1 protein-coding gene is annotated in these 2409 nt (G+C 54.2%); it reads right to left on the bottom strand.

What is annotated here, in order from left to right; translation table 11 throughout:
• Positions 1-443 precede the first annotated feature (443 nt).
• A complete protein-coding gene (locus tag P4L78_RS15195) occupies positions 444-602 on the bottom strand; it encodes a hypothetical protein (protein ID WP_309328696.1) in 159 nt (52 codons plus the stop codon).
• Positions 603-2409 lie beyond the last annotated feature (1807 nt).

Genomic DNA, 2409 nt, shown 5'->3' with positions numbered 1-2409 from the left:
TTGTACAACGTGGAGAAAGGAACAGCTCGAGATATAGCTCGTCATCTCACATCGTTTGGTCTGCGGCAGTTTGTTCACTGTTGACATCACTCGAGAGCTGACATGGGTAGTTGCGTTCATGTACAGTGACGGCCAGACATCTGTCATGGACCCGACGCTCGTAGAACCGTTGACGAAGAATGGCGTGGCTGCTGGATGTGGCAGCATGTATAGAGGATCGCGGTGTAGAAGTCAACCTCGGCAGAAGTTGAGACCGGTTTGGAAATACTTCTCACCAAGAGGGAGTGCCCAGTTCTAACTTTGTCGCGTACGGGCTGCACTGTATGCGCGTGGAAGTTCGTGCTACCCCGAAGACTGTGACGCCTCTTGAAGCGTTGCTCCAATATGACGCTTGATGCACCGCATGCCGCTGCGCGGCTTCAGCAACGATGGTTGAACTCCTTTCAGATCATTAAGGGCTGCAACCTGATGCGGCGATTATGCGGCGATTGCGGCGATTGCGGCGAGTGCGGCGATTGCGGCGAGTGCGGCGATTGCGGCGATTGCGGCGATTGCGGCGAGTGCGGCGATTGCGGCGACTGAATTTTGGTCTGCTTGGTCATGGTGATCATCATTACCTTATGCGTATGCACGCGCGACGTCAGGCTCGAGGCGCGACAGCACAGAGTGAGAGTGACCACAAGTCAAAGTGAGCAATGCCTGCATGTATGCGAAGTCACGAACGTGACATCCCTGCGAGCGCGATTCCAAGATTTGCGAAAGTGCAATGCACACAATGAGCAGTCAAGAGCATAGAGGATAAGTGCGTCACCTGTTGGCGTCAGTCAGGCACACATCATCCTGCATCTCGCCTAGCTCTCCTGCGATCCTCTGCTAAATACTGTGAAATGCGGAACACCTCGATTCATCCACCGATCCCAGCAATCTAGAATCTAGCCGAGGCTGCTGAAAAGGCGTGAGGTCCATCTTCGCTCTGATACATGTGACATACAGATTGTCGTCACAGATGGTCGTGGATTTCTTCTACTACGCAAAGTACCCGCACACGTCGTGTTGCCAGCATGCGAACGTATATGCTGAAGAGGTGCATCGCCAAGCTCGAGTCTGCTAGCGCACTCATCCTTCCAGGAACGGTGCGGGCGATTTAGCTGATCAACACGTAGAGAATCGTGGTGGCATATCGTCGCGCAGACGCAACTGTGGGAAGCCGACAAGCCATGCGTCTTGTGTTTCGGAACGCGCCGGCCTGTGTCACCTGTGAGCATGGTGCAATAGTGGTGTCGGCCTCACATCGAATCGATGCGTTGTCGCGGCAGTCGGACAGTCCTGCGGCGGTGGTGCTGTCACCACCTCTTTTCCACATTTCATTGCCTCACATTGCTCGGTGAATGGCTGGTCGAAAGTGAGCGGCCTCGGCAGAAGTTGAAATTGTTTGGAAGGTACCTCTCACCCAATGTGTGACAGGCGGCAGATCTCTGATCTGGCGGCCGTGTCGGGTTGAATACTACGCGGTTGTATGTACTCGGGTTCTCGATGCTTTGAGAAGTGACCGCTGCTCGGCTCGGCGCGCTAGGCCCAGCCGGGCAACGGTCCGACTCGGCTAGCCGTTTGGCCGCGTCACACGCCGACCAAACGATGCAAGCAATGCTTATGCGAGCGGCAAGCAGAAGAAGTCGGGAGACAGGATACAATCCTGTCCCACTCTTTTCCTCGTGTCGTACATTCTTGTCTTCTTCGTGTTCCTATCGTGACGCCTGTCACACAATGTCAAAGCGGCTCGCCAGCTCCGACTTTGTCACCCAGCCATCTTCATGACATAGGAAACAATGAAATTCAGATGACGACGGGTGTGCACTTTCACGGACCGTCAAGGTACGAATGATTTTGTTTACCACCTGTTTCAAGCTTGCACGCTGCGCGTGCCTCATTCGAGTCGCCACCATATGTTTGGCGACGATTGCACTTCTAACACCAGCTGAGAGCAGGACGACAGCAACACTGACACACTGAATGGTGCAACGATCCTCGTGAGGCTACTCCGCCTGCGACATCTACTTAACGTACATCAGTGCACCTTCGGGCCTCACAGCACAGCACCATGATTCTGAAGTTTCCTGGTAGAGGATCGACTGGCTCAGTCATAAGTGTCAACGCGCCAAGCACCCCGTCCGGACTAAGAAGTGACGCTAACAGCCTCGAGCGGAGTCGCGATGCACGCGGTTGATGTCTCGTCCTATGCCGGACCGAAACTGCTGCGATCCTCTACTGTTGTACAACGTGGAGAAAGGAACAGCTCGAGATATAGCTCGTCATCTCACATCGTTTGGTCTGCGGCAGTTTGTTCACTGTTGACATCACTCGAGAGCTGACATGGGTAGTTGCGTTCATGTACAGTGACGGCCAGACATC

This window comes from Silvimonas sp., from assembly GCF_031291215.1.
GTDB classification, from domain to species: Bacteria; Pseudomonadota; Gammaproteobacteria; order Burkholderiales; family Chitinibacteraceae; genus Silvimonas; species Silvimonas soli.
This window is presented reverse-complemented; position numbering and strand designations above follow the sequence as displayed.

What these genes read in the sequence shown, in the direction of transcription:
- P4L78_RS15195 (WP_309328696.1), bottom strand. Translation starts at nt 602, where the DNA reads ATGACCAAGCAGACCAAAATTCAGTCGCCGCAATCGCCGCACTCGCCG.